8 protein-coding genes are annotated in these 6,307 nt (G+C 58.4%); 5 read left to right on the forward strand and 3 right to left on the reverse strand.

What is annotated here, in order from left to right:
* A partial coding sequence (locus BEN49_RS26745; RefSeq protein ID WP_141765637.1) for a transposase occupies nt 1-345 on the reverse strand: 345 nt, incomplete at its 3' end.
* 690 nt (nt 346-1,035) lie between these two features.
* On the opposite strand from BEN49_RS26745, the gene BEN49_RS09535 reads away from it, so the two are divergent.
* From BEN49_RS09535 to BEN49_RS09555, 5 genes are all read left to right on the forward strand, one after another.
* Complete coding sequence (locus BEN49_RS09535; protein ID WP_070742793.1) at nt 1,036-2,886, forward strand: discoidin domain-containing protein; 1,851 nt, start codon at nt 1,036-1,038, stop codon at nt 2,884-2,886.
* Nucleotides 2,887-3,023: 137 nt separating this feature from the next.
* Nucleotides 3,024-3,380 (forward strand): RDD family protein, encoded by a 357-nt coding sequence (locus BEN49_RS09540; protein ID WP_125916678.1) that lies wholly within the window; start codon nt 3,024-3,026, stop codon nt 3,378-3,380.
* Nucleotides 3,381-3,530: 150 nt separating this feature from the next.
* Nucleotides 3,531-3,824 (forward strand): type II toxin-antitoxin system HigB family toxin, encoded by a 294-nt coding sequence (locus BEN49_RS09545; protein ID WP_070742795.1) that lies wholly within the window; start codon nt 3,531-3,533, stop codon nt 3,822-3,824.
* Between the two features lie 39 nt (nt 3,825-3,863).
* Complete coding sequence (locus BEN49_RS09550) at nt 3,864-4,211, forward strand: helix-turn-helix domain-containing protein (RefSeq protein WP_070742796.1); 348 nt, start codon at nt 3,864-3,866, stop codon at nt 4,209-4,211.
* Between the two features lie 98 nt (nt 4,212-4,309).
* Complete coding sequence (locus BEN49_RS09555; RefSeq protein ID WP_125916680.1) at nt 4,310-4,837, forward strand: hypothetical protein; 528 nt, start codon at nt 4,310-4,312, stop codon at nt 4,835-4,837.
* 69 nt (nt 4,838-4,906) lie between these two features.
* On the opposite strand, the gene BEN49_RS09560 is transcribed toward BEN49_RS09555, so the two are convergent.
* Entirely contained in the window at nt 4,907-5,386 is a 480-nt protein-coding gene (locus BEN49_RS09560) for a hypothetical protein (RefSeq protein WP_070742798.1), read from the reverse strand.
* A 360-nt stretch (nt 5,387-5,746) separates the two neighbouring features.
* Nucleotides 5,747-6,085, reverse strand: coding sequence for an Ig-like domain-containing domain (locus BEN49_RS25580; protein ID WP_158022812.1), 339 nt, complete (start codon nt 6,083-6,085; stop codon nt 5,747-5,749).
* Nucleotides 6,086-6,307: the final 222 nt, after the last annotated feature.

The following is a 6,307-nucleotide window of genomic DNA, read 5'->3' on the forward strand; positions in this document are numbered from 1 at the left end:
AGGTGCAGCTTGCTGGTCGCCCGCCGCAGCGACGGCCCAGGGCTGGCGGGCCGTTTTTTTTGCGCGCCCCGCTGGCGAGTGGTGTACCCGCCCCGTGGTGGAATCGGTTAAAAGCCTGGGCCAGGCGGCTTCGTCTTGCACGGCTTCGAACACGCGTTGCCAGGCGCCCGAGGCGGCCCAGCGTTGGAAGCGCGGGTACGCGGTGTGCCGGTTGCCGCGCTCCGGCGGCAGGGCCCGCCACCGCGCCCCGTTGCGCGCCAGCCAGCGCACGGCTTCCACAAAGCGGTGGTTGTCGCGCCCGCGGCCCCTGCTCGTGCCTTCCCGGCCCGGCAACAATGGGGCCAACCGCGCTCATTGCGCGTCGGTGAGCATTGTTTCCATGCCCCAAGCTAATATTCACTGTTAACACTTTCTAGTAGTTAGAGAAGCCAAAAGCTTCTGCTGCAAGGGCCAGAAACAGCTGGATGGTCCACCAGTTCCAGCCGAGCTTAAAGCCAGTGCCAGGGTGGCCCCTGGTTAGTTTAACAAGGAAAAGAACTACGTGAGATTAAGTAGTACTTTTTTAATTAAAATCACGGGGGTGTTCGTGCCCGTTGCTAAGGGCTGCGCGGGGCCTTAACTCCTGAGTGCCGAAAGCCTACCGCTTAACGCGGAAGGCACGCATGTTCTTGGGCCAAGACTTTACAGGGGCAGCCCGCGCCGAAGTGGCGCCGCGTTAAAATAGCCATCCCTAAGTAGCCTTTGCTGATTAAACACCTGACAATAAAATACGTAAACCTTCCAACATAGAAGGCATTTCCTGCGCTTCCTTTCGTTAACCTGGATCAGCTAGCGTTCCTTTGACGGAGTAGCGCGTGCCACCGCAAGTTCAGGGACAAGGCGTTCTAGAGGCGAGTGCGGAGGCTATTAAGCAAAAAATAAGAGGTGTTGGGCGAGAGATGGTGGGCGGCTGGCTCTGGCCAAAAGATGGACATATAAAAGAAGGGTATCTTTGTGGTCTGTTCAATCATTCATCATAATACTTTCCGTTTTGATATGATAGCCTACCTGGTGCCGCGGATGAGCTGGCTGCTAACCTTGCTGCTGTTGATCAGCCACTCGCTACTGGCTCAGAACCTGGCCCTGAAAAAAGCAGCCATAGCTTCTTCAACTACGCAGGCGGAAAGAACGGCGCACGCTGCCTTCGATGGCGACAAGAATTCGCGTTGGGAGAGTAGTTCCAGCGACCCGCAATATATTATCGTGGACCTGGGCGCAGTGCAGGACATTGCGCACGTTCGGCTGCGTTGGGAAGGGGCTTATGGCAAGGATTTTACCTTGGCTGTTTCGTCCGAAACGACGGCTCCCAGCGATGCCAACTGGACCAACGTGGTGGACGGCACTTGGGTGACGGTGCAGGATACGCAAGGGAATTCTTCCCTCTTAAATGACTGTGCTTTCCGGCAGAGTGGGCGTTACATTCGCCTGTACGGCACGGCTCGGGGCACGGGGTATGGCTATTCGCTGTACGAATTTGAGGTGTACGCCTACGACCCTAATCCCAACCTGGCACTGGGCAAAGTGGCTACCGGCGATGTGAACGACCTGCAAGCGGCTTCCAACGCGGTCGATGGCGACGGCACCACCCGCTGGGAGAGTGCCCACAGCGACCCGCAAACCATTAGCATTGACCTGGGCTCGGTGCAGCCGATTGACGATATCCGGCTGACGTGGGAAGCGGCTTTGGGCAAGGATTTTACCCTAGACGTATCCAACGACGGCACGAACTGGCAAACCGTTATGCCGGTGACGGGCAATACCTCAACTTCCAACGAATATGCCCACCTCGGGGCCAGCGGCCGCTACGTGCGGATGCGCGGCACCGCCCGCGCCACGCCGTATAGCTATTCGCTGTTTGAGTTTGAAGTATTTGCCACTTCCAACAACTTAGTGAACCAGGCCATCGGCAAGACGGGCGTCGCTTCTACTACCCAGGGTACACTCACGGAAAATTACGCCTTCGACAATGACCGCCTCACCCGCTGGGCCAGCACAGCAAACCTGGACAACGCGTTCATTTACGTAGACTTGCAGCGGACAGTGGCCATTTCGCGGGTGTTCCTAGTGTGGGAGCAAGCGTACGGAGGAGACTTCACCATTGATGTTTCGGACGACGCGGCAACGTGGACGACGGTAGGCACGGCGGTCAACAACTCCTTTCACTTCAACGAGTACCGGTTTACTTCGCCCGTCGCGGGCCGCTACGTGCGGATGAACGGCACGAAGCGCGGCACCACTACTGCAAGCAATGGCTACTCGCTCTACGAATTTGAAGTAAGTGCCGCCCCGCCGCCGCTGCCCGTCACGCTCACCCGTTTCCGCGCGGTGGCGCAAAGCACGGGGGTACGGGTGAACTGGGCCACGGCCAGCGAGCAGCACAACGCCGGCTTCGAGGTGCAGCGCTCGGCCAATGGAGCAGATTTTACGCCGTTGGCTTTCGTCGGGGGTGCAGGTACTACGTCCGCGGCGCACGCCTACCAGTACCTTGACGCGGCGCCGCTGCGCACCAGCGGGTACTACCGCCTCAAGCAACTCGACACCGACGGCACGTTTGCCTATGGCCCGGTAGTGGTGGTGCAGGCAATGCCTGCGCTGGTTCCGCTCAGCCTCTACCCCAACCCAACCGCCGGCCGGGCCACCGTGGTTGGGCAGGTTTCCCTGGCTGGCGCTGACCACTGGTACCTGACGAATAGCCTGGGCCAGGTATTACGTGCCGAGGCCCTGCGCAGCGCCCTTACCCCTGGCCTGTCGCTTGATTTGCAGCCGTACCCAGCCGGTAGCTACGTGCTCACGGTAGAAGCCGGCGGCCAGGTGGTGCGCCGGGGCCGGGTGCAAAAAATAGACTAGGTGTATGGTCCCAGCGTGCAGCGGGGCGGGTCCCGGGTAAAGATCGTCGGGTTGTTTTGCCACTGCGCACAGACAAATTCGTGCGGTGTTTGAGGTGGTCGAGTAAAGACCACGAACCGTGGGCCTTTGGGCTGCTGATGGCTGTCTACCTCAACAAGGACTTCCTGAAGGCACGCAGCCCAGCCAAGCGCCTGCTCCAGCTGCAAGTGGTCGACGCGGCCGGGCAACCCGCCAACGAACTGCGTTGCTTTTTGCGGAACGTAACCGCTTTGTTATGGCCAGTGGAAGTGCTGGTCCTCCTACTGGGCCGACGCACCCGCTTGGGGGACACGCTGGCCGGCACGTATGTGAGCCGGCTAGCGCCCGGTGCGGCTTCCCTATGGCAGGACGTGCGGACCTACCGCGCGACGCGCTACTCATTATACACGCTCGGCGCAACCTTCGCCTTCTTGCTCCTGGTGCACGCTGGTGGCACCTATTTCTTCGGCCTATAGCACCTACTCACGTTCAGCGAAACGGTGGCAAGGTGAACGCACGCTGTGCAAAGTAAAGGGCATTGCAAGCGAACCATTCATACAGCATTGCAATTACAGATTTTAGGATAAACTTATCAATAGTAGAATTCCAAGCGGTGCCTTTGGGCAATGGTCATCATTTCCCAGAAGCCGCTGCGGGCGTTTTGGGAGCAGCACCCCGACGCAAAAGAGGCGCTGAGTGCCTGGTGCGCCTTCGTGCAGGAAAGCGACTGGGCCCGGCACGCGGACGTGATTCAGGCCTACAACACGGCCGAGTACACCCGCGACGGGCGCTACGTGTTCAACGTCCGGGGCAACCGCTACCGCCTGGTGGCCCGGCTGCACTTCGCCACCCGCACCGTGTTCATCCGCTTTGTCGGCACGCACCAGCAGTACGACAACATCGATGCCGACACCGTTTGAGTACCCGTTCCTTCCCTCACGTTTCATAAGCCGATTCCCATGGACATTCGCACCGCAGCCGATTACCAGCAGGCCCTGGACCAGTTCACGGCCTGGCTGAATAACGAACCCGCCGACCTGGCGCCCATGCGGGCGCTGCGCGACGCCATCGGCGCCTACGAGAAGGGGCAGGGCTACGAACTGCCCGCGCCGCAGACATTGGTGGGCCGCCTGGAGCTGGAGATGTACCGGCGCAAGCTCAACAAGAAAAACCTGGCGGCCCTGCTCGGCATCCCCGCTTCGCGCCTGAGCGACGTGCTGCAGGGCCGGCGCATCAACCTGGACCTGGCCAAGCGGCTCTACAAGCGCTTGGGCATTCCCGCCGACTTCATTCTCGAAGCCGCTTAACCTTCCTGACCAGGAAGAGGGCCCGTTCAATCAAAGGAGGGTACATTTATCCTACCGCTTTTATGGGATGGCAGCCCCTATTACCTTCTTCTGTTCTCATGGTTCGTTCGCGTTGTGTGGTGGCCCTCTTGTCCTCTATGGTGCTTGGTGGGGCCACCGGGCGGTCCGAATCCCCCAGCTTTCCCCCGACGGCACGGGCACCGAGTCCGGAACTGCTGTGGGCGTGGCAGGCCTTTGCGAAGGCGGTTCAGACGAATGACCGCCCGGCGCTGTATCGCTTGTCGACCGCGTGCATCCAGTGCGCGGACTGCACCGGTCCGAGCGGCAGGGTTCCGGCCACAACCTTTTGGCGGAAGGACGCGCGCCTGATTTTCACGCCCCACACCAAGGCACGGCTCTTACTTTCAGGCAAACTGGTCTTCGGCAATAACGACCACAACAAAGGCTTGTTTGTGGACCCGTGCGTGATTCCCGCTGCCCAGGCGGAGGCGGCGCACGTGGAAGAAGTGTTAGTGTTAGTGCTCGACATCGACCCGTCGACCAAGTCGCAGGGGCTGCAGAAATCCTTCAACTTTGTCAAAACGGCCCGCGGTTACCAGTTCTGCGGGTATTACACCATCCCGTAACTGGCAATAAACTGGATGAGTGTTTACGTAAACGGTCCGAATAAAAAAACGAGCGTTGAGATCGATTCTTTACTTCAACTTCATAAGTGCACCCGCTTTAACTAACTCTTTCTGGTCCCCATAATAGTAGTTGGCAAAAGCGGTAACGGCCGTCAAGTAAGCCAGTTGGGTGGTTTCGGGGAGTGAATGTTGCTTCAGGTAGTTGGTGTAATCCGTTAAGAGTGCAAGGGTGGACTCGTTCCGCAGAATGGTGGTGTTCCCTTTGCGATAGATAAACAATTGCCCGGAAGAGTGAGCGCTCTCCATAAAGCAATACACCCCATCGGCGAACTGCTTCTCTTTCGGGGCGAGCACCTTATAGACGGGCAAGTACGGGTATTGATGGCCGATTGGCCCCAAGGGCGTACCATCGCGGACCGCGATGTATTGGCGGATTGGCCGCAGCACGGCTTCGGGCGCTTTGATGGCTTGGTTGGCCGCAAAATGGAAGTTTTGGGCTTGAACCACCGAACCGCTCAGCCAGAAAAGGATTCCTGCAAGGAAGCGCATACAATACAACAGAAGGTAACGGGTAGAAGCAGTACCCTTCCCAGACCCCCCGGAAAGTTACCGCCTGGATATTACCAGCAAGATTAAGGGCACCGACTTTGGCACATGTAAGCAGTTAGTTTCCGTTTAGAAAAACGGTGATTTAAACAGCCCCCGGCTTTTTACCTCTTGTAAACGACGGTTCCAACCCATAAAATAGCAGGCAGAGGCCGCTTGTCACGTTTTTCCGTCCTCGTTTAAGAAATGTGACAAGCGGCCTCTGCCTGCTATTTTATGGGTTGGAACCGTCGATGCCACCATGTAAAAAATTCAAGTTGGCTACCAGATGACCCGAAACCGGGGATTAGCTGATTTGCTTGCCTACTCCCGCGTGCGAAATTTTACCTCGTACGGCTTCAAAGGGTAGCCGTTTGCGTCCTGGAAGCCCCCTCCATTTAGCACAAAGGAATAGGGGTGGCCTGGCTGCAGCGCCACTTGGTAGGTATAGATTCGTTTGTCAGAACCGAAGCCCGGCTGTTTGACGACCGGGAACGCGGCTTTCCCACCGGAGCCATAATCCGTGCTGTGGCCGCCGGGGTCCATCGGGACGGAAAATTCCACGCGGATTTCGCGCACCGAGGCGTCCAGCAAGCCGTTGGCGTCGGGGGCCGGCCAGAAGCGCGTGACGACCGGACGGCTTTGCTCATAGGCCGCGAGCACGTGCGCCTTATCCAGCGGCTGGGGGTAGTAGTGGGTTTGGGTCAGAAACGCTTCGACGGCTCGGTCATTGGTGTAGTCCAGTTCGATTAATTCTTTGAGGGCCTGCTTTTTGTCGCGTGCTTGTTGAGGTGGTCTAGACTAGGCGCACAGAAGCAGGACGTATATTTCCTGAGTCATGAGCGCAGAAAAGAGCAAGAAGACGCCGGATAAGCGGCGCAAATA

The sequence above is a fragment of the Hymenobacter coccineus genome (assembly GCF_001816125.1).
GTDB classification, from domain to species: domain Bacteria; phylum Bacteroidota; class Bacteroidia; order Cytophagales; family Hymenobacteraceae; genus Hymenobacter; species Hymenobacter coccineus.